This is a genomic window from Pseudomonas wuhanensis (assembly GCF_030687395.1).
GTDB lineage: Bacteria > Pseudomonadota > Gammaproteobacteria > Pseudomonadales > Pseudomonadaceae > Aquipseudomonas > Aquipseudomonas wuhanensis.
Genome location: NZ_CP117430.1, coordinates 2,531,226 through 2,555,173, shown reverse-complemented (window position 1 = coordinate 2,555,173; position 23,948 = coordinate 2,531,226). Strand labels below are relative to the sequence as shown.

At 56.4% G+C, this 23,948-nt stretch carries 23 protein-coding genes and 2 pseudogenes; 11 read left to right on the top strand and 14 right to left on the bottom strand.

Annotation, left to right across the window (positions count from 1 at the left end; translation table 11 throughout):
- Positions 1-6 precede the first annotated feature (6 nt).
- The 3 genes from PSH88_RS11885 to PSH88_RS11875 all read right to left on the bottom strand — a co-directional run bounded on the left by PSH88_RS11885 (position 7) and on the right by PSH88_RS11875 (position 3,790).
- Positions 7-897, bottom strand: coding sequence for a LysR substrate-binding domain-containing protein (locus tag PSH88_RS11885; protein WP_305426355.1), 891 nt, complete (start codon positions 895-897; stop codon positions 7-9).
- A 50-nt stretch (positions 898-947) separates the two neighbouring features.
- Complete coding sequence (locus PSH88_RS11880) at positions 948-2,387, bottom strand: amino acid permease (protein ID WP_305426354.1); 1,440 nt, start codon at positions 2,385-2,387, stop codon at positions 948-950.
- Between the two features lie 140 nt (positions 2,388-2,527).
- Positions 2,528-3,790, bottom strand: a complete 1,263-nt coding sequence (locus tag PSH88_RS11875) for a cystathionine gamma-synthase family protein (protein ID WP_305426353.1) — start codon at positions 3,788-3,790, stop codon at positions 2,528-2,530.
- A gap of 280 nt (positions 3,791-4,070) precedes the next feature.
- Here PSH88_RS11875 and PSH88_RS11870 point away from each other — a divergent pair, with 280 nt between their 5' ends.
- Positions 4,071-4,589 (top strand): P-loop nucleotide/nucleoside kinase family protein, encoded by a 519-nt coding sequence (locus PSH88_RS11870; RefSeq protein WP_305426352.1) that lies wholly within the window; start codon positions 4,071-4,073, stop codon positions 4,587-4,589.
- On the opposite strand, the gene PSH88_RS11865 is transcribed toward PSH88_RS11870, so the two are convergent.
- Entirely contained in the window at positions 4,580-5,206 is a 627-nt protein-coding gene (locus tag PSH88_RS11865; protein WP_305426351.1) for a LysE family translocator, read from the bottom strand. The two genes, PSH88_RS11870 and PSH88_RS11865, sit on opposite strands and share 10 nt — an antisense overlap.
- A 99-nt stretch (positions 5,207-5,305) precedes the next feature.
- The gene (locus PSH88_RS11860) at positions 5,306-6,196 is read right to left on the bottom strand and encodes a LysR family transcriptional regulator (RefSeq protein WP_305426350.1); all 891 of its coding nucleotides are present in this window, start codon (positions 6,194-6,196) and stop codon (positions 5,306-5,308) included.
- 121 nt (positions 6,197-6,317) lie between these two features.
- Here PSH88_RS11860 and PSH88_RS11855 point away from each other — a divergent pair, with 121 nt between their 5' ends.
- The 5 genes from PSH88_RS11855 to PSH88_RS11835 all read left to right on the top strand — a co-directional run bounded on the left by PSH88_RS11855 (position 6,318) and on the right by PSH88_RS11835 (position 9,473).
- Positions 6,318-6,734 carry an ester cyclase gene (locus PSH88_RS11855; RefSeq protein WP_305426349.1) on the top strand — a complete coding sequence of 139 codons (417 nt, stop codon included), beginning with the start codon at positions 6,318-6,320 and terminating at the stop codon, positions 6,732-6,734.
- Between the two features lie 10 nt (positions 6,735-6,744).
- Positions 6,745-7,812 (top strand): SDR family oxidoreductase, encoded by a 1,068-nt coding sequence (locus tag PSH88_RS11850; RefSeq protein ID WP_305426348.1) that lies wholly within the window; start codon positions 6,745-6,747, stop codon positions 7,810-7,812.
- An 89-nt stretch (positions 7,813-7,901) separates the two neighbouring features.
- A complete protein-coding gene (locus PSH88_RS11845) occupies positions 7,902-8,444 on the top strand; it encodes a histidine phosphatase family protein (protein ID WP_305426347.1) in 543 nt (180 codons plus the stop codon).
- Between the two features lie 75 nt (positions 8,445-8,519).
- Positions 8,520-8,840 (top strand): isochorismate lyase, encoded by a 321-nt coding sequence (locus PSH88_RS11840; RefSeq protein ID WP_305426346.1) that lies wholly within the window; start codon positions 8,520-8,522, stop codon positions 8,838-8,840.
- Between the two features lie 132 nt (positions 8,841-8,972).
- Complete coding sequence (locus tag PSH88_RS11835) at positions 8,973-9,473, top strand: GNAT family N-acetyltransferase (protein WP_305426345.1); 501 nt, start codon at positions 8,973-8,975, stop codon at positions 9,471-9,473.
- Between the two features lie 90 nt (positions 9,474-9,563).
- On the opposite strand, the pseudogene PSH88_RS11830 reads toward PSH88_RS11835, so the two are convergent.
- The 5 genes and pseudogenes from PSH88_RS11830 to PSH88_RS11810 form a co-directional block, all read right to left on the bottom strand.
- Positions 9,564-10,822, bottom strand: a pseudogene (locus PSH88_RS11830) (IS256 family transposase).
- Positions 10,823-10,905: 83 nt separating this feature from the next.
- Positions 10,906-11,502, bottom strand: a complete 597-nt coding sequence (locus tag PSH88_RS11825; RefSeq protein WP_305426344.1) for a LysE family translocator — start codon at positions 11,500-11,502, stop codon at positions 10,906-10,908.
- Positions 11,503-11,553: 51 nt separating this feature from the next.
- Positions 11,554-12,390 (bottom strand): AraC family transcriptional regulator, encoded by an 837-nt coding sequence (locus PSH88_RS11820; protein WP_305426343.1) that lies wholly within the window; start codon positions 12,388-12,390, stop codon positions 11,554-11,556.
- A 75-nt stretch (positions 12,391-12,465) separates the two neighbouring features.
- Positions 12,466-12,942, bottom strand: a complete 477-nt coding sequence (locus PSH88_RS11815; protein ID WP_305426342.1) for a VOC family protein — start codon at positions 12,940-12,942, stop codon at positions 12,466-12,468.
- A 107-nt stretch (positions 12,943-13,049) separates the two neighbouring features.
- Positions 13,050-13,210, bottom strand: a pseudogene (locus tag PSH88_RS11810) (IS5/IS1182 family transposase); the annotation flags it as partial.
- 29 nt (positions 13,211-13,239) lie between these two features.
- On the opposite strand from PSH88_RS11810, the gene PSH88_RS11805 reads away from it, so the two are divergent.
- The gene (locus tag PSH88_RS11805) at positions 13,240-13,794 is read left to right on the top strand and encodes a YdeI/OmpD-associated family protein (protein ID WP_305426341.1); all 555 of its coding nucleotides are present in this window, start codon (positions 13,240-13,242) and stop codon (positions 13,792-13,794) included.
- 870 nt (positions 13,795-14,664) lie between these two features.
- Here PSH88_RS11805 and PSH88_RS11800 read toward each other — a convergent pair.
- The 4 genes from PSH88_RS11800 to PSH88_RS11785 form a co-directional block, all read right to left on the bottom strand.
- A complete protein-coding gene (locus PSH88_RS11800; protein ID WP_305426340.1) occupies positions 14,665-15,753 on the bottom strand; it encodes a flavin-containing monooxygenase in 1,089 nt (362 codons plus the stop codon).
- Between the two features lie 37 nt (positions 15,754-15,790).
- On the bottom strand, positions 15,791-16,138 hold the full coding sequence (locus PSH88_RS11795; protein ID WP_305426339.1) for an ArsR/SmtB family transcription factor: 348 nt from the start codon (positions 16,136-16,138) through the stop codon (positions 15,791-15,793).
- Between the two features lie 239 nt (positions 16,139-16,377).
- Positions 16,378-17,073, bottom strand: coding sequence for a tRNA (adenine(22)-N(1))-methyltransferase (locus PSH88_RS11790; RefSeq protein WP_305426338.1), 696 nt, complete (start codon positions 17,071-17,073; stop codon positions 16,378-16,380).
- Between the two features lie 135 nt (positions 17,074-17,208).
- The gene (locus PSH88_RS11785) at positions 17,209-18,396 is read right to left on the bottom strand and encodes a XylR family transcriptional regulator (protein ID WP_305426337.1); all 1,188 of its coding nucleotides are present in this window, start codon (positions 18,394-18,396) and stop codon (positions 17,209-17,211) included.
- Positions 18,397-18,564: 168 nt separating this feature from the next.
- Here PSH88_RS11785 and xylA point away from each other — a divergent pair, with 168 nt between their 5' ends.
- From xylA to PSH88_RS11765, 4 genes are all read left to right on the top strand, one after another.
- Positions 18,565-19,881 carry a xylose isomerase gene (gene xylA / locus PSH88_RS11780; RefSeq protein ID WP_305483538.1) on the top strand — a complete coding sequence of 439 codons (1,317 nt, stop codon included), beginning with the start codon at positions 18,565-18,567 and terminating at the stop codon, positions 19,879-19,881.
- A gap of 144 nt (positions 19,882-20,025) precedes the next feature.
- A complete protein-coding gene (gene xylF / locus PSH88_RS11775) occupies positions 20,026-21,027 on the top strand; it encodes a D-xylose ABC transporter substrate-binding protein (protein WP_052964704.1) in 1,002 nt (333 codons plus the stop codon).
- Between the two features lie 125 nt (positions 21,028-21,152).
- Positions 21,153-22,709: a D-xylose ABC transporter ATP-binding protein gene (gene xylG / locus PSH88_RS11770; protein WP_305426335.1), complete on the top strand. Its 1,557-nt coding sequence runs from the start codon at positions 21,153-21,155 to the stop codon at positions 22,707-22,709.
- Positions 22,710-23,858, top strand: coding sequence for a sugar ABC transporter permease (locus PSH88_RS11765; protein ID WP_305426334.1), 1,149 nt, complete (start codon positions 22,710-22,712; stop codon positions 23,856-23,858). It abuts the gene before it with no gap.
- Positions 23,859-23,948 lie beyond the last annotated feature (90 nt).

Genomic DNA, 23,948 nt, shown 5'->3' with positions numbered 1-23,948 from the left:
ACAGAATTACAAAAGGCGGTGGGCTTGAGCCACCAACCAGGTAGAAAAAGTCGCGGCATCAGGCGAGAGCACCTCGGCCTGCTCACGCACCAGATAAAAAGACTCGCTGGCCTCGATTCGGTGACTGAATGGAGTAATCAGGTGCCCACTCTTCAGCAAATCTTCCACTACGGAAGACCGGGCCAAGGCAACGCCCTGACCCAGTTCTGCCATACGGATTGTGGAAATCAGTGTGTCGAACTGAAGACCACGGGAATAATCGACATCGTCTGCTCCAACCCGCTTCAACCAGTAACCCCAACCTTCCTCGTACCCCAATACATGCAGCAAAGAATGGTTCATCAAATCGCGAGGCTCACGTATCGGTGAGCGGGTCATAAGTTCAGGTGAGCAAACGGGCTGGAGGATGTCCCACGTTAATCGCTGAGAGTGCAATCCCGACCACTCACCGCATCCCCAGCGAATCTCCAGGTCATCCTCTCCGTCCGGTTCCTTCACCCAAATGTTGCTGATATATCGGATGTCGATTTGGGGATACTCTCGACAAAAACCCGCGAGCCGCGGGGCCAACCAATAGTGAAGGAAGGAAAGGCTGCCACGCACCTTCACATGCCTTCGATTGTGCTGGCCAAAAATCTCGTTTGTACCCACTGCAAGACGGCTGATCGCGTCTTGTACTACCGGTAGGTACGATTGCCCTTCTTCAGTCAAGCCAAGCCCTCGGGGCAGGCGCTTGAATAGCGCCACCCCGAGGTGGCCCTCCAACTGACGGATCTGCTGACTTACTGCACCTTGAGTCAGGTGCAGCTCCAGCGCTGCATGGGTGAAATTCAAATACCGCGCCGATACTTCGAATGCCCTCAGCCAATTCAAGGGTGGTAGTGATTTTTGACTCATCGGCGCAACCTCATTGGGACTTATCTCTGCTCAATCATCTCCTGAGCTACTCACGCCGCACCAGCGGAATGATGTGCAGCCGCTGCTAATGCCAACCGCTCTTCCCGCTTCTTGCGAGTGATCCAATAAACGAAGTAACACCACGCGATAAACGGAAGACCGAAGTAAAGCGCCACTCGCTGCTCAGGATCAAAAGCAATGCCAACGCAGGCCAGCAAGCAACACAACAGAGCACCAATAGGAACCCAAGGGTAGCCGCGCACACGGAAATGCAGATCCTCAACCCGCCCGCCATTGGCGACGTATTGGCGTCGGAAGGCGATTTGGCTCGCAGCGATGCTCATCCAGACGATCACCACCGCGAGCCCTGAAATCGATACCAGAGCCAAGTAAACCGTATCAGGGGCAAACACGCTGCTGAGCAGCGACGCCATCGCCCCCGCCATACTCAAAACGATCGCATTAACCGGTGTGCCCTGGCGCGAAAGCCTGGCGTAGCGCTTAGGCATGTGCCCTTGATCACTCAATGTCCAAAGCATGCGCGAAGCCGCATACAGTCCCGAGTTAGCGGCGGATATCAGGGCCGTGAGAATGACAAAGTTCATGATGTCGGCTGAATAGGGGATGCCAATCAGCTCGAACACCATCACGAACGGACTTTCTATAACGCCCGCCTGCTCTCGGGGCAATAAGGTAGCAAGTACGAAAATCGTGCCCACGAAGAACAGCGCCAGACGTACCACCGTCGTCCGTATCGCCTTGGGTACGCTTGTCTGAGGATCTTGCGCTTCACCTGCCGCAATCCCGATAAGCTCAGTTCCGGAAAATGCAAAGGAGACAGCTAGAAGTGTCATCGCAATGGGCAAGAACCCTGTCGGGAAAAGCCCCTCACGGGTAAAGTTCGAGAGCCCGGCACCTTGCAAATGCTGTACTTGGAAGAGACCGCAAATGGCCCCACCACCAATGACGATAAACGTGATAACAGTCAGAACTTTAATGAGCGAAAGCCAGAATTCAGTCTCGGCAAACAAACGAACAGATACAACGTTGCTTAAAAAGACTGCAATGGCAAAAAACGCGCTCCAGATCCAGACCGGTGTATCAGGGAACCACCGAACCATCAGGATGCCCGCAGCCGTAAATTCAGAGCCAATAGCGACTGCCCAAGTGAGCCAATATAGCCAGGCCACCGTATAGCCCGTACCTGGGCCCAAGTATCGAGTTGCGTAGCTACTGAAAGATCCGGTTTCTGGCATCTGTACCGCTAATTCACCGAGACAGACCATTACCAAATACACCATCACCGCACCGATGATGTAGGCAATCACTGCGCCAAGCGGCCCAGCCTGATTAACGGTGTAGCCGGAGGTAAGGAATAATCCCGTACCGATTACACCACCCAACGCCAACATGACAATGTGGCGGGTTTGCATTTCTTTCTTGAAATTCAAGGCTGGATCGGACTGATCATTCTTTGTTTGGATAGTCATCGCTATGTACTCATGAAATGCACGGACAAATATTTCTTGTAACCGACCATTAGGCAGCACAATTAAATTGTCGCTAGTTGTTATTGTTTTCACTATTCATGAAGGACGTTCCGATAATAAAATCGGAAGTTTTACCGAGTTCAGGTTCCCACCTCGGTGAAACGCTTGCCAGCATGGAGGATTGCATCACCTTGTTTGCTGCGAACTAACGCAAATGCTTGTTTAAGGTCAGCCAACAAGTCGGCTGTATCTTCAATACCCACGGAGACCCTCACCAAACCCTCGGAAATCCCAAGTGCCTGCCGTTCCTCCAAGGTGTTTTCCACGTGGCTGGTTGTCCGTGCCGGCCCGTAGATGGTTTCAACCGCTCCCAGGTTGCCCGCACGATGTGCATATTTGAGCAGCGGCAACAAACGAGTCACTGTGTCCATACCCCCTACCAGCACAAAGCTGACAATTGCGCCAAATCCACGCATTTGCGAACGAGCAATGACATGACCTCGATGTTGAGGTAGTCCCGGATAGTTCACAGATTCCACTAGGGGTTCAGTGCATAGGTATTCGGCCAGTACTTGTGCGCTCGCCTGTTGCTGGCGAAGACGCAAAGCCAGAGTCTTGATGCCCCGGATGATGAGATAAGCCGAAAACGGATCCAGCGAGGCCCCATTGATTTCGCGATAATGGCGAACTTGAGACATGAGATGCTCGGTGCCGCAGACCACACCGCCAAGCACATCGCCATGACCGGACAGGAACTTGGTAGCACTGTGCACTACTACGTCAACCCCAAGAGCAAGGGGATTCTGATTCAAAGGCGTCGCGAACGTATTGTCTGCTATGACCAAAGCCCCAACACCCTTCGCCATCGCCACGAGACGTCTGATATCAAGAACCTTGAGTGTTGGATTCGTCGGGGTTTCCAGGTAAAGGACATTGCAGCCTTTAGCGATCTCATGCTCGATAGCTTCTATGTCGAGGGTATCGCAAAGCGTGACCTCGACTCCCATACGAGGGAGAAACTCTTCAAAGATCTTGTTTGTGCCACCATAGCTGTCGCGGGTAGAAACCACACGCTGACCATTGGACAAGAAGGTATGCAGCACACCACTGATGGCAGCCATCCCGGTACTGAAAGCGACTGCCGATTCTGCGCTTTCCAGCTCGCAAAGTTTGTCTTCCAGGACAGTGACAGTAGGGTTGCTCATGCGGCTGTAAATGAAACCAGGCTCTTTACCCAGCGCCACGTCATACCATTGATCGATGTCTTGGTAACCGTAGGCGGCACTGACTACGATGGGCGTCTGGGTAGCGTTGTAGGGATGCTGAACTTGCTCCCCGCCCCAAACCACTCGCGTCCCCAAACCAGCCTTCTGGCTCTGACTCGGTTTTATCTTGTCATCCATAAATTTATCTCGCATCGATGAAACACAAATGTGTTCCGATTGGGCTTGCGATGACTATATGGAAGGCTTGAGCGTGTGAAAAATCATGTTATCTGGGGCTAAGGGGGGCTTTTTTTAATGGATGAACGATATGCCTGATTTCGCCTCATGCAGCAAGCTAGAGCGGACGTTTACTCGCCCTTAGCCTTGTAGGTATGTTCGCCAGTCGGTAGCCGCTATTGCTGCCGCATCACTGGCAACCCGCCTGGACTGGGTTAACTCACTAATAGAAGGACATAAAATGCTCATTGTCTTCAGCGGCCTTCCAGGTACCGGAAAGACGACTATCGCAAGTGACCTTGCCACCAGAACAAGTGCTGTGTATCTGCGGATCGATACGATTGAGCAGGCTATCCGAAATTCCGGTGCTCTGGCACAAGACGTGGGGCGGAGCGGTTACATGGTCGCTAATGAGCTTGCTCTGAGCAATCTTCGTTTCGGCAGCACGGTCATAGTCGACTGTGTTAACCCAGTCATCGAAAGCCGAAAGGCGTGGAGCGAAATCGCCACACGCTCGGGTGCTCCATTAGTGAATATCCAGGTGGTTTGCTCTGATAAACATGAACACCGGCGACGGGTAGAAACCAGGAAGACTGATATTCCCGGGCTGACGCCACCAACCTGGCAGTCTGTATTGGATCATGAATATGAGGCGTGGGATAACGCCCCGTTTAATATAGACACAGCCCTGACCTCTCCGGCGGAGGCAGTGGCAATGATCACCAAACGATTTTTATCCGGGGACCGATCCTATTTTTGACTGAGTGCCGCTATCGATACTCCCGAAGCAACGAAGGTGAGTCCTGCCCCTACATTCAGGCCATTTACCAGTCGTGGCCTCTGACGCAAAAATCGGGACAGTGCAGTGGCAAATACGCCCATAAGTGCGAATCCCACTGCCGTAAGTGCGGCGAACCATATGCCGTACACCAGCATCTGCACGCTCACTGAGCCGCGTTGTGGGTCGACGAACTGCGGGATGAACGCAAGGACAAAAAACCCAGGCTTCGGATTGAGTGCCGCCGAGAGTAGTCCAGTGAGGAAAATGCTCGGCAGTGATTGCCGAGTCGCTGGCTGGAAGCTAATCAGGCTACGAGAGCGCAGGACTTTTATGCCAAGCCAAAGTAAGTAACCGGCGCCGATGAGCTTGACGACCCAGAAGGCAACTGCGGACGTCTGCATAAGCAAAGTCAGTCCGAGTGAAGCGGTTGCCACATGAAAGAGAATTCCGGTACCGGATGCCATGCCCGATACGATAGCGGCTATCCTGCCCTGACTGAGTCCTCGGCCTACGGCCAGCAGATTGTCCGGGCCTGGTGCGAGTACCAAAAGCAAGCACGCGGCAGTATAGGCAAGCCAGATATTGATCGGAAACACGGCATTCTCCTTAAGCTTCACCGAGGCATCCATCCTCACGTAGCGCCAGACTGTGCCCGTACCAGATTGCAAAGTCAAAGCCACTGAATTTGAGAAGATCTATTTGCCCCCATTTCGGGGCGCCTCCCCGGAAATGGCTTCAAGCAGCACCTGTTCCAGGATCACAAAAAAACATTTGATGTGAGCCTGTTTCAACGCCTGCGGCCGGGTCACCAGATAGACCTCCATATCTGGAAGCTGGAGATCCGGGAACAACCCGATCAGGTCCTTCGCCAGAATACGGGGCAGCACTGCCACACCCATACCTCGCCTCACCGATTCGAGTTGAGCCGCGAACGAGTTCACACTGATCTGCGTGCGTTCCAGACCCGCGGCCTTTGCCGCACACATTTGCGGCAACCTATCCAGCGGAGGAAGCAAAGCAATATTGACCGCAGTGGCCGGAGTCACCCCTGGAAACCGCTTCAGATAGCTTGCATCGGCGAAAACACCGTAAGCGAGTTTGCCTATGGGGCGATAAATCAGCGACGGCTCGCCCAGATGAGCTGTGCGCACAGCAATGTCTGCGACGCCGCGGACGATCTTGTGAAAGTCGGCTGTTATCAGCAACTCCACCGAGCATCGCGGGTGCACAGAGGTGAAGCGACTCGCGGCCTCCAGCACGCAAGAAGAGAACCCCTCCCCCGCACTGACCACGACACTGCCAGATAGCTCTGTGTGTAGCTCAGACATGCCCGTAACGGTTTGACGCCTCAAGCCCGCTTCTGCAGCCAGGGCAACTTCGACGAGGGATTGGCCTCGCGGGGTCAACCAACATCCTTCAACGCCCCGCTCGACAAGTGGCTCGCCAAGTGCGCCTTCAAGTTGGGTCAGCCGTCGCGACACAGTAGACGCAGCGACCCCCAGCAATTGGCCGGCCTGAAGAAAACTGCCTCGTCGCGAGACGGCCAACAGCAGCCGAAGATCGTCCCAGTTTGCTTGCAAAGCCATGCTTCCTATCTTCCCTGATTTGCAAATTTGCAAATCCATTATGCAGCAGTCGCTGTTTTTCGGGCGAGGCGTCAACGGTATATCTACACGCCCTTGAAACGAATGGAATGGAACGGACTGTATGACTACTGGCCCCAACGACTTTGCGGAACGCGCCGCCAGTGCCTTCAATCGCCGTGATGTGGAGGCGATGCTTACGCTGGTTTGCGAAGACTTCATCTACTTCGACGGAATGGGGATGCAAACCGGTCGCGAATCCATGCGCAAACGAGAAACCGCATTACTCGAAGCCTTCCCCGATGCCCAGCTGACCTTCAGCCCATTTGCCGTCGGTGATGATCGTTTAGCACTGACCGCCTTCCTGACCGGCACCTTCACCGCACCATTAGTGCTGCCGGACCGGGTGATTCCACCCCATGGCCGCCACATTGCCGTGTACTACGCCGCACACTTCACCTTCAAGGATGGGTTGGCCATCCGTGAAGAGGTCTTCTTCGACAGTGCGGTGTTGATGTCATTTTTTAGCCGAGCAGGCTGAGGGTTGAGCGATGCACAGCGTATTCGTTACTGGCGCAACCGGCTTGTTGGGCAACAACCTGGTGCGTGAGCTGGTCGCTCGTGGTTGCGCGGTCAAAGCCCTGGTTCGTTCAAGAGCCAAAGGTGAACAACAGTTCAAGCATTTGCAGGGTGTGGAACTGGTCGTTGGCGACATGGCCGATGTCGACGCGTTCGCAATGTCGTTGCAAGGCTGCGATACGGTGTTTCACACCGCCGCGTTCTTTCGCGACAACTACAAGGGCGGCAGTCACTGGAAGGAACTCGAAAAGATTAACGTGGAGGGTACGCGGCGCTTGCTTGTCCGGGCCGACCACGCTGGTATCCGACGTTTCATCCATACGTCGTCCATTGCCGTGCTCGACGGCGCCCCCGGCACGTCGATCGATGAAACTTGCCTGCGGGCCGACGCCGACGCGGATGACTACTACCGTAGCAAGATCCTCGCCGACCGTGTCGTCTTGTCGTTCCTGAAACGCCATCCCCAGATGCATGCCTGCATGGTCCTGCCTGGCTGGATGTGGGGCCCTGCCGACATTGGCCCGACCTCCTCGGGGCAGCTGGTTAACGATGTCGTGCGCGGCAAATTGCCCGGACTGATCCCCGGCAGCTTCTCCGTTGTCGATGCCCGCGATGTGGCATTGGCGCAGATTGCCGCAGCCAGACATGGCCGGCGCGGTGAGCGCTATCTCGCGGCGGGCCGGCATATGACCATGCGTGAGCTGGTGCCTATGCTGGGACGTATAGCGGGCGTCAAGACACCCGTTCGACAACTACCGCTGCCCTTGCTATACACCTTGGCGGCTGTGCAGGAGATCTATGCGCGTATTACCGGCAAGCCCATTCTGCTGAGCATGGCCACGTTGCGCCTGTTGGTACGAGAGAAGGACCGCACCTGTTTCAACCACAGCAAGAGTGAACAAGAGCTTGGCCTGAGTTTCCGGCCGCTGGAGCTGACACTCACTGACACCGTGGCGTGGTACCGCGATCACGATTGGTTTGAAAACCACAGTGCGCCTCCGTCGCCGGAAAAACGTACATCCGTCATGGCCGACGACTGACTTTCGCAGATAAGATGACCGTCGGGCCCCACATTCACCGCATACCAGGACAAGGACGTAAACATACTGTGAGTAGGACAATAATCCTGATGCGTCACGGCCAGCCAAAGTTGGTCGCAGCCGACAAAATGTCAGCGCTCGAAATGAAAGACTGGATCGAAAAATACAACCGGTCTGAAATTACTAACCACCCCGTCCCGGATGCCAGCATGCAGCTCGCTGCAACCGCCACGGTGATTGTCTCAAGCAACGCGCCTCGTGCGCTGACCTCCGTCCAGGCTCTTGGCCTGAAGCCCGCCCTCGTCGACGCGCTTTTCTGTGAAGCGCAACTGCCTTATGGTCACTGGAAACTGCCACGGCTATCGCCGTTTACCTGGGCATTTATCCTTCGAGTCTTATGGTTGTGCGGTTACTCGCGCAGAGTCGAATCCGTCGGCACTGCGAGGATGCGCGCCAGCTCGGCAGCTCAACGACTTCAGTCCCTTGCCAGTGAAGGACCGGTTCTGCTGCTTGGTCATGGCTTTATGAATCGAATGATCGCCAAACAACTGGTGGCAGATGGATGGACTCGCCAAGAACGTAACGGCAGCCAGTATTGGAGTGCGACGGTGTATCAATATGGCGGTGTTTGAGAGGTGCCTCACGCGGTAACCCACCAATACCTCTTCTGAAGCCCACGATCTTTTTCAGCAAACGGAGTCACTTACATGGAAGTCATCAATCAGTTGCAGCCCGCAGAGTGTGCAGACATGGAGGACATCCGACGCGAAATCGATGCCCTTGATCAGGTTGTTATCAAGCTGTTGGGCAAGCGTTTTCATTACGTGCTGGCGGCCTCCAAGTTCAAGACCTCAGCGACTTCGGTGCGTGCGCCGGAGCGTTTCAAGGCGATGCTGGCGACACGTCGCGAGTGGGCCGAGGCCGAGGGCTTGAGCGCGGATGCAATCGAGAAAATGTACAGCGACCTGGTGAACCACTTCATTGCCGAAGAGATGAAACACTGGGCGGCTCATCAATCCGAAACCTGATTCTGGGTGTCCGGGCTGTCCGCTTTCGGTTGCGGATTCAACCGGTCGATGCAGGTAAAAATCGGCCGAGAGCGGACAGTTGTTCCACTGCGCAACTATTCAAGTAGTTCTACCAGAAAGGGAAGCGACCTTATGAAACCCGTCAGAATTCGTACCCTCCAAAGTACTGATGCTGAGGCGTTGCTGACATTTGAACTGGACAATCGCGAGTGGTTCGAGCGTTTCATTGACGCGCGCAATGCGGCTTTTTATTCGGTACAAGGCGTCACCGAGCACATTGCGGCTTATTTGTCTGATTTTGCCGCCGGAACCTGGCACCCATTTATCATCGAAGAGGCTGGCGGAAAAATAGTGGGTCGGGCGAACCTGAAAGGTATCGACACGTCCGAGCGGTCGGCAGAAGTCGGCTATCGAATTGCTCAAAGCGCTTGCGGACAGGGACTGGCAACGCTGGCGGTGAGGCATCTGATCCAGGAAGCGCAGTTGCATTGGAACCTTAAACAGCTGGTTGCCAACGTATACGCTGCAAATATAGGCTCGGCAAAAGTACTCAAACGGTGTGGCTTCTTGATCGAGCCTGTATCCCGGCATGAAGGGACAGAGCACGAATATCGGTTTGGCCTTTCGATTTAGATGAGTGACAGTAAGCTGTGACTTGCTTCGGGAGTGTCAGATTTTTTGTGTGCGGGCCGGTAACGGCCTGCCATAAGGCAAGCCCTCATTTCACCAGTTTGACCTGGTAAATCGATCGCCATAAAGAATCGCAAACTGATTCATTGCGCTCTTCCAGTCGTGCGCTGCGCTGCCCCAATTGGCCGTGATGTTTTGCAGTGCCAGCCAGATCAGCTTCGTCGCTGCATCATCAGTCGGGAAGTGGCCTCTTGTCTTGATGATCTTGCGCAACTGAGCATTGATGCTCTCGATGGCGTTAGTGGTGTAGATCACTTTTCGGATGGCAGGCGGGAAGACAAAAAACGGGATGACTCGATCCCAGGCACGTCTCCAAGCGGCTACGACTGTTGGGTATTGTTTGCCCCAAGGCCCCGTTTCAAATGCGTCCAGAGCTTGCTCGGCAGCTTCAACGTTAAGCGCCTGATAAACCGCTTGAGGGCTTTGGCCAACTCGCGGCGCTTGTCCCAGGAGGCGTAATCAAGACTGTTACGGATCAGGTGCACGATGCAGGTCTGCAAGGTCGTCGTCGGAAACACCGCACTCAAGGCTTCTGGCATGCCTTTAAGGCCGTCAGTTACCGCGATCAATACATCCTCAACGCCACGGGTCTTGAGGTCGTTGAAGACCTTCATCCAGAACTTGGCCCCCTCAGTGGTCTCAATCCAGATGCCCAAAATGTCTCGGGTGCCGTCCGGCAGCACGCCCAGAGCCAGGTAGATGGCCTTGTTGCGAACCAGTCCTTCCTCACGGATTTTGACCCGCAGCGCATCGAAGAAAATCACCGGATACATCGGCTCAAGCGGGCGTTGTTGCCAGGCAGTCACTTCCTCCAACACTGCGTCAGTGACCGAGCTGATGAAATCATGGGAAACATCGGTCCCGTACTGCTCCGAAAGGAATGCCCGGATCTCTCGGACGGTCATGCCACGGGCGTACATGGCAATGATTTTGTCGTCGAAGCCCGTGAACCGACGCTCATGCTTGGGGATCAGCATTGGCGCGAAGCTGCCATCGCGATCCCGAGGAATGTCCAGACGCAGCGGGCCATCATCGGTCAGCACGGTCTTGCTGCTTTTGCCGTTGCGCTGGTTACTCGACTCCTCAGGGCGCTCCGCGCCCTGAGGGTAGCCAAGGTGGTGACCCAGCTCCGCGCCAAGGGCTCGCTCGATAAGCGCCTTTTTGAACGCCATGGATGCGTCCTGAATCGCCTCGGCGCTCATTGGGCCTTTAACGAACTGATCGATCAGCTCCTTCGGAATCGAAGGAAGCTGGGTTTTGGCCTCCGAGGCCGGTTTCTTTTTGGTCGGCATACATGCTCCTTTTCAACATGTTATGCCCGAACACAAAATTTCTGACAGTCCCCTTGCTTCGCCCTGCCCAAGCAGTGTTCGACCTACACCAGCACGGTCAACCACGCCGACACCAGCAGTAAAAAAGCCAGTGCAGTGTTCATGCGTTTGAACGCCTGTGGCGAACCAAAAGCCCGAGCGCTACCCACGCCGAGCAACGCCCACAGGGTCATGCATGGCAAGGAGACCAACAGAAACATCAGCGACAACACCACCAGTCGCAGGGTCTTGTCACCGCCACCGACAAATACGCTAACCACCGCCGCCGCCATCATCCAGACCTTGGGGTTGACCAATTGCAGAGTGGCGGCGCCGAACACGCTGAGACCTTCGTCGCGCGGGGTGGTCGGGTCCAGGGACGGCGGCGCGCTTTGAAAGATTTGCCAGGCCAGCCAACTCAACCAGAGCACCCCGGCCCAAGCCATCGCCTGCTGCACACGGGGAAACCGCAGCAGCGTTTCGCCCACACCGAGCCCGACTGCAAACACAATCAGCGCCGCCGCCCCGCATGCGCCAAAAATGATCGGCAATGTGGCACCCAGCCCTCGCCGTGAACTGTGGCTCAACACCAGAATATTGGTCGGTCCCGGGGTAATCGAGGCAACGAATGCAAACAACAGGAAAGGCAGCAACGATTCCATGGCATGGACTCCTTGATCAGAAAGGAAACCATGATCGCGAGTCAGCGGGATTCAGTCTGGAAGGTTTGAGCAGCGCTTGCGGTAATCCGCGGGTGTGAGCTGATAGGCGCGGCGGAACCAGCGCCCCATATGGCTTTGATCGGCGAACCCGAGAGCACTGGCCACCTGCGCCGGCGACTCGCCCCGCGCCAGCAGCTGTCGCGCCTTGGCCAGGCGCAGCTGGATCAAATAAGCATGAGGCGCCAGCCCAAAGGCTGCCTTGAAGGCCCGCGTCAGGCGAAAGCGATCAACACCACAGGCTTGGGCCAGATCATCCAGCCCGATGTCTTCGTAGACATGGGCATGCAAATAATCACGCGCAACCTGGGCCACCCACGGCAGGCGCGGATCAAAGGCCTGACGCTTGCGCCAATCAAGGTGGCAAGTGAGCGAACCCAACAAGGTGTCGATGGCGCTCTGGCGCACGATGCGCAAGTCGCCCTCATGGAGCGCGTGGAAGGCTTGAAAAATGGCAGTGGCCAGGCGCGGATCCTGGCTCAGGGTGTCGGCAAAACCCGGCTGACTGTTGGTCGGTGCGTGCTCGAACAACGCGTGCAACTCCCGCTCCAGCCAGTGCGGATCGAGGTAGAGCATGGAATAGGTAAACCCCTCCTCGGTCGGCGCATGCCCATCGTGGATCTCCCCCGGCTCCAGCATGAATACCTTGCCCGGCGTACTGAGGTGGCGAACGCGCCGGCAATTGAACTGCTGCACCCCCTGCTCGGTAACCCCGACCAAAAAACTGTCATGCCAATGCGGATCGTAGGCATGCCCCTGAAAATGGGCACGAATCGATTCAATCCCGGTATCGGCGTCCTGGGACAGCTCAATCCAGTTGCGTCTATCCACGGATAGGCTCCAAAGGTAATGGTTCAGCGTTGATCTGTGCGAACGACTAAATTACCGCGCAATGGAAAAGAACGTTTAGAAGATTTGTGCAGGTTCCTCGGCAAATGCATCCTTGATAAATGCCTCCAGCTCTTTCTCTTCAAGCAGCTCAATAGAAAAATGCCCAAAGCGTTTCGGTAACCAAATGATGCGTGTCCCACTGGGCGATTGGAGATTGTCGCGAGACAGTGGTTTTCCGTTCTCATTTTCCGGCTGGACGCCTGCATCGATCAATTCGTCGTAGACGGCCTCAATGTCTGGCGTGGAATAGCAGTGACGGTAGATCGTGCCTTCGCCGTTGGAGTCCATTAGCGCCTTGAGATTTCCGGTAAACGGTTGCACTAACATAAGGCGCTCCGTTCCAAACATGACGATCGCATAGCGCACATGCAAACCGTCGCGCTGCCAATCAAGTGTCTTGGAAATCCTGGCGCTGAAGACTCGGGCGTAATACCTGCACGCTTCCTCGAGGTCTTCGACGAGAACATCCACGTGGCTGAACTTTAATTTCAATGGCCTCACCCTTTTCAGACATACGATTGGTTTGCTGTCAGTCCGGGTATTCTGATTCGCTAACCTTTGCGATAGCGACTAATGTCTGCATTCGGCTGTGGATTCATCTCGCGGACTTGCTTGGCCATCGAGCTGAGTTGATCGCGATCGGAACCGACGTTGGTCACCTCATGCGCAACGATCAAATGGTGGTGTCGACCGCAGTTTGCACGTTGTAGCTGACGATTCCAGTGCCACGCGTCATCATGGAACGGGCGTCTGGATCAGTAGTTAAGCGTATTAGTTGGAGGAGTTGCAATGACAACAATCGATGTGAAATCCCGATTCGAAGCAAAGCTTCTTCGTCCGGCAAAGCCCGGTAATGATACGTCGTGGGCGTTCGTAGTACTGCCAAGAGACGCGAGTGAACAGCTTCCGAGGCGAGGAAGGACGACAGTTGAAGGCACAATCAATGGGCACCATTTCCAGGCAACCCTTGAGCCGGATGGTCAGCTGAGCCATTGGCTGCAGGTAAGTAGAGAGTTATACGAAGCCGCAGGCGCGACCGTTGGGGATATCGTTACGCTTGAGCTAACCCCTGTGAAGAAGGAACCCGAGCCTGACATCCCACCAGATTTTCAGGAGGCACTGGCAGCCACTCCTGAGGCTCGTAAAGTTTGGAACAATACGACGACCCTCGCACGAGTAGACTGGATACACTGGATTACTTCAGCCAAGCAACTTAAGACGCGCGTAAAACGAATGGGTGACGCCTGCGATATGCTTGCATCCGGCAAGAAGCAGGTTTGCTGTTTCGACCAGTCTGGCTATTACAGTAAGGCCTTCCGTGCGCCCGAGGCAGAAAATTTTTAAATGGAACATTCCGTTGAATACGCCTGACTGCCCGAGCCGTTAGTGTCATCGCGCAACATAAGGATATCCCCTTGCGAAGATTGCTCCCCCGTAACAATAAACTCCGAGGCATCCCCCGTCGTCTCCGCGCATTGGAGAACTGGGCCGCGAGTTTTAGCGGCGAGTTCCATCCTCGCATCGATGAGCACGAGCGCTACACACACTGGAAAATCCCGGTACCCAGTACCCTCGCTCAAGGTCCGCAAGCACGTATCGACGATTATCTCCCGGTGGCAGTGAATGTCCGCAAAGGGTCGGTTGCAGCCCTTCGTGACAGGCAGCCATCGATCATAAACAGTCGATGGACAGACTAGTGGAAAACAGGTGGTGTCCTGCTACCCTCTTTACCATAGCCGGGTTTGCCGCCAACCCAGTCGCGTTTCCCCTCGATAGATCTCGCGCTTACCGCGACAAGAAACGCGACATGGCATGTCACCTAATAGTAGATAGCGCCATGAAATTTCGATGCCCTGGCTGTGGTTATATCGGAGACAAACTTCCGCCAACCCATAAGTGTCCTGAATGCGACGAATTTTCCCACGAATGGCTGATTTATGATTGGGAAAGCTTTGCTTCAATCAAGCGTCAACATATTAGATATAACCTTTTAATCATTGGCGTGGCTCTAATTAATTTAGTTGCGGCGATCACCTTGAAATCAACAGAGGTGTTTCAATGGTTGTTCAACTTGTTACTTATCCCGGCAATGATCAGTTTGTTTTATTGTCGAAATCAGCTTGAAAGGAAATCGGAGTATGAAGGACATAGAGGCAGGGATACGCTTCCCTGGTTTATCGGTTTCGGGGGTCTCTAAAGCGTCCAACCCTGTCGTCAGTGCGATCGCAACGGGGGCCGGTCGTTCATGGACGATGCAACGTGAATGAAACGCATCAAGCCGGGAATGATGTGAGAAGCATCTGGCCCAACGCCTCTGAGGGTGGCCGAAGCAAAGTTGCGCTGTTTCGGTAATCCCACAAAATACAAACCCGGTACGTGCTCCGCCTGCCCATGTCGCTGAGCAAGGCTCCCGGTGTCCCCCATGTGTAGATCTGCCAAAAACCCCAGGTTTGGACGAAATCCGGTCGCGAAAACCAAACTGTCCACTTCGGTGTGCTGACCATCGGCCCAAAGCACGCCCGTTGACGTTACTAGCGTGAACATCGGCTTGCGCTCAAAAAGTCCCTGCTTCATGGCTCGACGATAGGTGCCATCATCCAGTACCGGGGTGCTTTGATCGTTCAGCCAACGAGTCTTCTCCACCCCTGTCCACTTGAGCCAAGCATGAAAATCCACACCAAGGATCTTTTGCGGAAAAAATCGAATCGATTCCCTTGTCGCCAATACGACGCTGCTGACTTGAGCCAACTCATGGGCAATTTGTACCGCTGAGTTGGCCGCACCTATGACCACTATTCGTTGGTCTCTGAAGCCATCGACATTTCGGTAATCAGCACTGTGTAAACGTTGCCCGCCAAAACTCTCCAGCCCCTGAATGTCAGGGATAAACGGCTGATTGAATCCGCCGGTGCATACGATCAATGCTTTGGAGCAGAAACGCTGACCATCCGATGCCTGAAGCAAAAACAGTCCATTCTCTTTACGCACTTTCTGGACTCGTATGTTCTGCCGAATGGGTAGCTGGAAAGTGTTCGCGTACTGCTCCAAATAATCTACGACTTCATCGCGTAGCGGATAATGTTTGGCTTCAGCTGGAAAGGGCATCCCAGGTAACGATGAATAAGCAGCAGGGGAAAAAAGTCTCAGGCTGTCGTAATAGTTGCGCCAGTTTCCACCTGGCTGGCTCTCGGCATCCAGAATGAGAAACCTGAGGTTCTGCTGCCGCAGGTGCCAGCCACACGCGAGCCCAGCTTGGCCCGCACCAACAACGATGGCGTCCATGGGCTCGTTTTTTACATTCATGTATGCGCACTCATGCATATATACAGTTAATAAAAAACTAATCTGGCACACCAGGGCAGCAAAACGGGGCCAGACTCTTCATGTGCTGGAGAATGGCTTCGAGCCGTGTCACCACCGCCGCCCCATCCACCTCGTAGAACATCTGCCGGCTGACCTTGGTAGCACGGACGATACCCGCCTCTGATAGCACTTGCAGATGGCGAGATACCACAGAACGCTCTTGAGGCAGCCCCTCGGCAATCTCGGCGATATCCGCACGCCCCAGTTGCATGACTCGCTTGAGCACAGCTACCCGCGACGGCTCGCAAAGAGCTTTGAAGAAGGCTCCATCGAGGGAGTCGATTGCGGCATCAATTGCCCGGGAACGTATAGAGGTTCGGTTCATGCGGATGACTATATGTGCATATCCATGCACACGTCAATTCACCGAATAGACGTCAACAACAGATACCAATAGCACCTGATCAATGCCTGCATGCTCCGAAATAGCGAGTTCGACCGTCAGCCAGGGGTCGATACCTCCCCTCAGCGACAGGCAGCTCGAAAAGTGAGTCACAATTGATCGACGACCCGGCATAGCGTTAGCGTAGCCCCGAACTAAGGCTCCCAGGATAATCGCAGTGCTCAAGCCAGCAGCTCGCTGATCCACCGGGCCTGTCGGGCGATGTCTTGCACCTTCTCCTCGGGCACGGCCTGCCGCGCCTGGGCGAAGTGGGTGAGGGTCTGCTGCTTATGGCGCAGCATGCGCTGCCACTTGGACAGGAACACCGGGCTGCGTGCCTGCATCTGCAGCGGGCCGAAATACAACTCCTGGGCGCTGTACATTACCGGCCCGTCGCGCTCGGCGACGATGATCTCGTAGTAGAAGCGATTCTCCCGTAGCAGCTCCTCGCAGAGGATGCGGTAGCCATTTTCCATCAGCCATTGGCGCAGTGGTTGCTCGCCGCCGTTGGGCTGCAGGATCAGGCGTTCCTGGCCGCTCAGGCGCGCCTTGCCGCTGTCGAGGATGTCGCGGATCGTCTCGCCGCCCATGCCGCAGATGCTGATCGCCGTGATCCCGTCGCCCGGCTCGATCGCCGCCAGGCCATTGGCCAGGCGCACGGTGATCCGCCGGTCCAGGCCGTTCTCGCGCACGGTGCGTTCGGCCGAGCGGAACGGCGTCATTGCCACCTCGCCGGCCACCGCCGCCGCGATGACGCCACGGCGCATCAACGCCACCGGCAAGTAGCCGTGATCCGAGCCGATATCGGCCAGGCGAGCGCCTGCTGGCACATGCGCCGCCACGTGCTCCAGGCGGATGGACAATGTCTGTTCGTTCAACTGCAGTTCCTTTTCACCACGAATGTCCGGTCACCACGAATGTCCGGCACCTTGGGCCGGATCGGGGAGAGATTCTGTAGAGCAACGCCGTGCATTTCAAATTTATGCGACCAGGGTGATGACTCGCCCCAACGATCATTGCATCGCGACACTGGTGCCCTGCTGGTATTCACGGGGCGTACAGCCAAACTCGCGACGGAACACTGTGTGCAGATACTGCGCAGATTTGAAGCCGCAGTTGGACGCAATGTCTGCAATCGCTGAATCGGTGTTCTCTAGCCTGCTGGTCGCTGCCGCCAGTTTGAAGCGCAGGATCTCGTCATGCACGCTGCAGCCTCGCACTTTGCGAAAGTGCGATTCCAGCGACGAGCGCGACACGCCGACATAAGCCGCCACCTGCGCCGTCTTGATGCCCTGGCAGGCATATTGACGGATGAACAGCAGCGCCTGCATGACGTAGGGGTCACCTAATGGTTGATGCAGACTTGATACCTGCACGTTGATCGAATCAGGGGGTATCAGTATTTGCGTGCCCGTGGACGGCATGCCGTGCAACATCTGATGGAGCAGATGCGCGGCGGTTCGCCCCATGGTTTCGGTGCCCTGGATGACCGAGCTCAGTGGCACCCGGGTCAGGCTGCGGGTCAGCGGGTCGTTGTCGATGCCGATCAACGCCACCTGCTCCGGCACGGCGATTCCGGCGGTCAGGCAGGCTTGCAGTAGCTGCCGGGCGCGCGCGTCACTGACGGCGATGATGCCGATGGGTTTGGGCAGGCTTTGCAGCCAGGCGATCTGCTGTTCGACGGCGCTGTCCCAGAGCGGCGCGCTGGTGCCCATGCCGCGATAGACCTCAGCGTGCAGGCCATCGCGTTGCATCAGCCGGCGAAAGGCTTTTTCCCGTTCCTGAGCCCAACGATTGGCTTGTGCTTCAGGCAGGCTGAAGCAGGCAAAACGCGTCAGCCCGGCCTCGATCAGGTGCTCATACGCCAGCGTCATCAGCGCGGCATTGTCGGTGGCGACGTACGGAATACCTTTCGGATAGGCTCGCACATCCTGATAAGAACCGCCCACCGCCACCACGGGCAACTTGATTGCGGCCAGCGCCTCGCCAATCAGCGGGTCGTCGAAGTCGGCAATGATCCCGTCACCCTGCCAGCGCTCGATCCCTTTCAACCGGCAGAGGAAATCCTCCTCAAGAAACAAGTCCCAGGATGCGCGCGTGCTGCTCAGGTAGTTGCCGATGCCGCTAATGATGCCGCGGTCGTAGATCTTGCTGCCATTGAACAGCAGTGCAATGCGGTGAACGGGCGGTACGGTTTTCATTGTTCTTGTCCTGGGCCGTCAACACCGAGGCGGTCGGCACAGACTAGGCGCGCAGGCGACGAATCTCAATACTCAAAATCGCACCCTGTGTTGGTGACTTTCATAATCAGCAGCCACAAGGCCGTTGCTAGTATCGAGACACCGCCAAGAACAACAAGGACATTGCCAATGCAGTACTTTCCCGATGTCGACAAGATTCGCTACGAAGGCCCCGCCAGCGACTCTCCCCTCGCCTTCCGCCACTACGATGCCAACAAACTTATCCTCGGCAAACCGATGCGCGAGCACCTGCGCATGGCTGCCTGCTATTGGCACACCTTCGTCTGGCCGGGCTCCGATGTGTTCGGTGCAGGGACCTTCAAGCGTCCGTGGCAGCAAGCGGCAGATCCGATGGAGATGGCCATCGGCAAGGCGCAGGCCGCTTTCGAGTTCTTCTCCAAACTCGGCATCGACTACTACTGCTTCCACGATACGGATGTCGCCCCGGAGGGCAGTTCGCTAAAGGAATACCGCAACCACTTCGCGCAGATGATCGACCACCTGGAGCGCCATCAGGAACAGAGCGGGATCAAGCTGCTGTGGGGAACCGCCAACTGTTTCAGCAACCCGCGCTTCGCCGCAGGTGCCGCCAGCAACCCGGACCCGCAAGTGTTCGCCTGTGCCGCCGCTCAGGTATTCAGCGCCTTGAACGCTACCCAACGCCTCAAAGGGTCCAACTACGTGTTGTGGGGCGGTCGCGAGGGCTACGAAACCCTGCTCAACACCGACTTGAAACGCGAACGCGAACAACTGGGTCGTTTCATGCGCATGGTCGTCGAGCATAAGCACAAGATCGGTTTCAAAGGTGACCTGCTGATCGAACCCAAGCCACAGGAGCCGACCAAGCACCAATACGATTACGACAGCGCCACCGTCTTTGGCTTTCTGCATCAGTTCGGCCTGGAAAACGAAATCAAGGTCAACATCGAGGCCAACCATGCAACCCTGGCGGGTCATAGCTTCCATCACGAAATCGCAACGGCCGCCTCGTTGGGGATCTTCGGCAGCATCGATGCCAACCGTGGTGATCCGCAGAACGGCTGGGATACCGACCAGTTTCCCAATAGCGTCGAAGAGATGACCCTGGCCACCTACGAAATTCTCAAAGTCGGTGGTTTCAAGAATGGCGGGTTCAACTTCGACTCCAAGGTTCGCCGCCAAAGCCTCGACGAGATCGATCTGTTCCATGGCCACGTCGCCGCGATGGACGTCCTCGCCCTGTCCCTGGAGCGCGCGGCGGCCATGGTGCAGAACGACCGACTCCAGCAATTCAAGGATCAACGCTATGCCGGCTGGCAGCAGCCATTGGGGCTGGCGGTTTTGGCGGGTGAGTTCAGCCTCCAGTCACTGGCCGAACACGCCTTCGCCAACGAACTGAATCCGCAGGCCGTCAGCGGCAGGCAGGAGATGCTCGAAAACGTCGTGAACCGGTTTATCTACAACTGACGGTCAACAAAGTCCGCTGGCGGCGCTGTGACATTCGCGCGACAAATCTATGCCCGCGGCACCTGCCGACTCTCTACAGTTCTACCGGCACGATACTCATCGTCAGGCAGTGTCTTTCAAACAACAATAAAAGGACGCACCATCATGAAGAAACTAAAACGCACACTATTCGCCGGCGCCCTGTCTCTGCTATCACTTTCCGTCATGGCCGATTCTGCCCACCCGAAAATCGGTTTCTCCATTGATGACCTGCGGCTGGAACGCTGGTCACGTGACCGGGATTACTTCGTCGCGGCGGCGGAAAAAATGGACGCCAAGGTCTTCGTGCAATCGGCCGATGCCAACGAGCAAAAGCAGATTTCGCAAATCGAAAACCTCATCTCCCGTGGCGTCGATGTGATCGTCATCGTGCCATTCAACGCCACCGTACTGACCAATGCCGTCGCCGAAGCCAAGAAGGCCGGGATCAAGGTCGTGTCCTATGATCGCCTGATTCTCAACGCCGATATCGACGCCTACATTTCCTTCGATAACGAAAAGGTCGGCGAGATGCAGGCCAGCGGCGTGCTGCAAGCAGCGCCCAAGGGCAACTACTTTTTGCTCGGTGGCGCGCCGACCGACAACAACGCAAAGGTCCTGCGCGAAGGTCAGATGAAAGTGCTGCAACCGGCGATCGACAAGGGTGATATCAAAATCGTCGGCCAACAGTGGGTGAAGGAATGGAACCCCACCGAAGCGCTGAGCATTGTCGAAAATGCCCTGACCCGAAACGACAACAAGATTGATGGCATCGTCGCCTCCAACGACGCCACTGCAGGCGGTGCCATCCAGGCACTGGCCGCGCAGAAATTGGCCGGCAAGGTGCCAATCTCGGGTCAGGACGCAGACCTGGCAGCGGTCAAGCGAGTGATCAATGGCACTCAGACCATGACCGTCTACAAACCGCTGAAACTCATCGCCTCCGAAGCCGCCAAGCTGTCAGTGCAACTGGCGCGTAACGAGAAACCCACCTACAGCTCGCAGTACGACAATGGCAGTAAAAAAGTCGACACCATCTTGCTCACCCCGACCCCGTTGACCAAGGACAACATCGACCTGCTGGAACAGGACGGGTTCTACACCAAGGCGCAGATTGCCGGCCAGTGATCCATCGAGCGGTACAGACTCCAGAGCAAGCTTGAGTGCAATCCTGCGGGGCGAGCCAATCCGATCCCGCGGGGTTTGCCTCCCGCCTGTTGCTTATGTTTGAGCCCTTTGTGTGAGCCCTCGCCATGTCCGATTACCTGCTGCAAATGAACGGTATCGTCAAAACCTTCGGCGGTGTCAAAGCCCTCAATGGCATCGACATCAGGGTCAAGCCTGGTGAGTGCGTGGGACTGTGCGGCGAGAACGGCGCCGGTAAATCCACGCTGATGAAAATCCTGTCGGCGGTCTACCCCTATGGTACCTGGGAGGGTGAAATCCTCTGGGACGGCCAGCCCCTCAAGGCGCAATCGATCAGCGAAACCGAGGCCGCCGGTATCGTCATCATTCACCAGGAATTGACCCTGGTTCCCGACCTGTCAGTGGCCGAAAACATTTTCATGGGCCATGAGCTGACGCTGCCCGGCGGGCGCATGAATTACCCGGCGATGATCCACCGCGCCGAAGCCCTGATGCGTGAACTGAAAGTGCCGGACATGAACGTATCGCTACCGGTTTCGCAGTACGGCGGTGGCTACCAGCAACTGGTGGAAATCGCCAAGGCACTGAACAAGCAAGCGCGCCTGCTGATCCTCGATGAGCCTTCATCGGCCCTGACCCGTTCGGAAATCGAGGTGCTGCTGGATATCATCCGCGACCTTAAGGCCAAGGGCGTTGCCTGCGTTTACATCTCTCACAAGCTTGATGAAGTGGCCGCCGTATGCGACACCATTTCGGTGATCCGTGACGGCCAACACATTGCCACGACCGCCATGGCGGACATGGACATTCCAAAGATCATCACCCAAATGGTCGGACGGGAAATGAGCAACCTCTACCCCACCGAGCCCCACGACATTGGTGAAGTGATTTTCGAGGCGCGCCACGTCACCTGCTACGACGTCGACACCCCGAAACGCAAACGGGTCGACGACATTTCATTTGTCCTCAAACGCGGTGAAATCCTCGGCATCGCCGGGCTGGTCGGCGCCGGACGCACGGAACTGGTGTCGGCGCTGTTCGGCGCTTACCCCGGTCGCCACGAAGGCGAAGTCTGGCTGGACGGCCAACTGATCGACACACGCACGCCGCGCAATTCAATCCGCGCCGGCCTGGGCATGGTGCCCGAGGACCGCAAGCGCCAGGGCATCATTCCGGATCTGGGGGTCGGCCAGAACATCACCCTGGCCGTGCTGGACAATTACTCAAAACTGACCCGCATCGACGCCGAAGCCGAACTGGGTAGCATCGAGCGGGAAATCTCGCGCATGCACATCAAAACCGCGAGCCCGTTCCTGCCGATCACCAGCCTCTCTGGCGGCAACCAACAAAAAGCCGTGTTGGCGAAGATGCTGTTGACCAAACCCCGGGTGCTGATTCTCGATGAGCCCACCCGAGGTGTGGATGTCGGCGCCAAGTACGAAATCTACAAGTTGATGGGGGCGCTGGCGGCCGAAGGTGTGTCGATCATCATGGTGTCCTCGGAGCTGGCCGAAGTGCTCGGCGTCTCCGACCGCGTCCTGGTGATCGGCGAAGGCCAGTTGCGCGGCGACTTCATCAACCACGCACTCACCCAGGAACAGGTGCTCGCCGCCGCGCTCAGCCAACCCGCTGGCCATCACCCTAATGATCGGAAATCCGTGTAGATGAATCAGATCAAACAGCTTTTCACCCGCTACAAAATGCTCGCGCTAGTGATCGCTGTGGCGATTATCTGGCTGTTCTTCAGTTGGCAGACCGAGGGCGGATTTCTGACCCCACGCAACCTCTCCAACCTGCTGCGACAGATGTCCATCACAGGGATTCTCGCCTGCGGCATGGTGCTGGTAATCATCAGCGGCGAGATCGATTTGTCGGTCGGTTCATTGCTGGGCCTGCTGGGTGGACTGGCGGCGATTCTCGACGTGATCTACCACATACCGCTGTTGGCGAACCTGAGCCTGGTCGCCCTGTGCGGATTGATGATCGGTTTGGCCAACGGCTACATGACCGCCTACCTGCGGATCCCCTCTTTCATCGTCGGGCTGGGCGGCATGTTGGCCTTTCGTGGCATCTTGCTGGGAATTACCGGCGGCACCACCATCGCCCCGGTATCGCCGGAGCTGGTCTACATTGGCCAGGGTTATCTGCCGCACGCGGTAGGCACCGGTTTGGGCGTGCTGCTGTTTGCGCTGACACTTTTCCTGACCTGGAAACAACGCCGCAATCGTGCTCTCCACGGCCTGGCGGCACACTCGATGATGCGTGACGTATTGCGCGTGGTGTTGATCGGCGCGGTACTGGCCGGGTTCGTCTATACCCTCAACAGCTACGACGGGATTCCGGTTCCGGTGCTGCTTCTGCTGATGCTACTGGGCGTGTTCAGCTACGTGACCAGCCAGACCGTCTTCGGAAGACGCGTTTATTCAGTGGGTAGCAACATGGAAGCCACGCGCCTGTCCGGGATCAACGTACAGGCCGTGAAGCTGTGGATTTTCGGCATCATGGGCGTGATGTGCGCCCTCGCCGGCGTGGTCAACACCGCCCGCCTTGCCGCCGGCTCACCCTCGGCTGGCAGCATGGGCGAACTCGACGCCATCGCCGCCTGCTTCATCGGCGGTACCTCCATGCGCGGCGGCTCCGGCACGGTCTACGGCGCCCTTCTCGGCGCGTTGGTCATCACCAGTCTGGACAACGGCATGTCCATGCTCGACGTAGACAGCTACTGGCAGATGATTGTCAAAGGCAGCATTCTGGTGTTAGCCGTGTGGGTCGATGTGAGCACCCGGACCGGGCGTTATTCGGCCAGCCGATGATCGGACTCATGAGCGACAAGATTGGCCGGCGAACGCTCACCTTCTGCTCAACAGTGGGGCGAATTTCGAAACTGATTAAGAACCATCGTG

What these genes read in the sequence shown, in the direction of transcription:
- PSH88_RS11885 (WP_305426355.1), bottom strand. Translation starts at nt 897, where the DNA reads ATGAGTCAAAAATCACTACCACCCTTGAATTGGCTGAGGGCATTCGAA.
- PSH88_RS11880 (WP_305426354.1), bottom strand. Translation starts at nt 2,387, where the DNA reads ATGACTATCCAAACAAAGAATGATCAGTCCGATCCAGCCTTGAATTTC.
- PSH88_RS11875 (WP_305426353.1), bottom strand. Translation starts at nt 3,790, where the DNA reads ATGGATGACAAGATAAAACCGAGTCAGAGCCAGAAGGCTGGTTTGGGG.
- PSH88_RS11870 (WP_305426352.1), top strand. Translation starts at nt 4,071, where the DNA reads ATGCTCATTGTCTTCAGCGGCCTTCCAGGTACCGGAAAGACGACTATC.
- PSH88_RS11860 (WP_305426350.1), bottom strand. Translation starts at nt 6,196, where the DNA reads ATGGCTTTGCAAGCAAACTGGGACGATCTTCGGCTGCTGTTGGCCGTC.
- PSH88_RS11855 (WP_305426349.1), top strand. Translation starts at nt 6,318, where the DNA reads ATGACTACTGGCCCCAACGACTTTGCGGAACGCGCCGCCAGTGCCTTC.
- PSH88_RS11850 (WP_305426348.1), top strand. Translation starts at nt 6,745, where the DNA reads ATGCACAGCGTATTCGTTACTGGCGCAACCGGCTTGTTGGGCAACAAC.
- PSH88_RS11845 (WP_305426347.1), top strand. Translation starts at nt 7,902, where the DNA reads ATGCGTCACGGCCAGCCAAAGTTGGTCGCAGCCGACAAAATGTCAGCG.
- PSH88_RS11840 (WP_305426346.1), top strand. Translation starts at nt 8,520, where the DNA reads ATGGAAGTCATCAATCAGTTGCAGCCCGCAGAGTGTGCAGACATGGAG.
- PSH88_RS11835 (WP_305426345.1), top strand. Translation starts at nt 8,973, where the DNA reads ATGAAACCCGTCAGAATTCGTACCCTCCAAAGTACTGATGCTGAGGCG.
- PSH88_RS11825 (WP_305426344.1), bottom strand. Translation starts at nt 11,502, where the DNA reads ATGGAATCGTTGCTGCCTTTCCTGTTGTTTGCATTCGTTGCCTCGATT.
- PSH88_RS11805 (WP_305426341.1), top strand. Translation starts at nt 13,240, where the DNA reads ATGACAACAATCGATGTGAAATCCCGATTCGAAGCAAAGCTTCTTCGT.
- PSH88_RS11800 (WP_305426340.1), bottom strand. Translation starts at nt 15,753, where the DNA reads ATGAATGTAAAAAACGAGCCCATGGACGCCATCGTTGTTGGTGCGGGC.
- PSH88_RS11795 (WP_305426339.1), bottom strand. Translation starts at nt 16,138, where the DNA reads ATGAACCGAACCTCTATACGTTCCCGGGCAATTGATGCCGCAATCGAC.
- PSH88_RS11785 (WP_305426337.1), bottom strand. Translation starts at nt 18,396, where the DNA reads ATGAAAACCGTACCGCCCGTTCACCGCATTGCACTGCTGTTCAATGGC.
- xylA (WP_305483538.1), top strand. Translation starts at nt 18,565, where the DNA reads ATGCAGTACTTTCCCGATGTCGACAAGATTCGCTACGAAGGCCCCGCC.
- xylF (WP_052964704.1), top strand. Translation starts at nt 20,026, where the DNA reads ATGAAGAAACTAAAACGCACACTATTCGCCGGCGCCCTGTCTCTGCTA.
- xylG (WP_305426335.1), top strand. Translation starts at nt 21,153, where the DNA reads ATGTCCGATTACCTGCTGCAAATGAACGGTATCGTCAAAACCTTCGGC.
- PSH88_RS11765 (WP_305426334.1), top strand. Translation starts at nt 22,710, where the DNA reads ATGAATCAGATCAAACAGCTTTTCACCCGCTACAAAATGCTCGCGCTA.